The sequence below is a fragment of the Chryseobacterium sp. SIMBA_029 genome, assembly GCF_046535275.1.
Taxonomy (GTDB): domain Bacteria; phylum Bacteroidota; class Bacteroidia; order Flavobacteriales; family Weeksellaceae; genus Chryseobacterium.
The window spans coordinates 1-260 of sequence record NZ_JAWRXA010000509.1 but is presented as its reverse complement, the minus strand read 5'-3'; the positions used below and the strand labels follow the sequence as shown (position 1 = coordinate 260).

The following is a 260-nucleotide window of genomic DNA, read 5'->3' as shown; positions in this document are numbered from 1 at the left end:
ATTCGCCTAGGCGGATTAGGGAAAGCATGGTGCGGTAGCCATCAACGACGTGGAACCGAGTCAACCCGTAGGTATCTATCAGCGAGGTTGTGATGGCGGCATGGTGTGTCAGAACAGGGTTATCGAATAGGACGAAACGGTAACCGGAGAGCAGGGACCTGAGCGCATCCTGGCTGCGCTCAGGAAGCACTGATCTTTTGGGATGGATAAGGACCATTTCCTCAACCCCCACTGCCGCTGTTTGGAATGGGTACTCGGAG

The 260-nt window shown here is 55.0% G+C and carries 1 protein-coding gene; it reads right to left on the bottom strand.

All coding sequences use genetic code 11. The features are described from left to right. Nucleotides 1–260: hypothetical protein (locus SB679_RS25010; RefSeq protein ID WP_410705007.1), on the bottom strand; the 260-nt coding region annotated here is incomplete at both ends.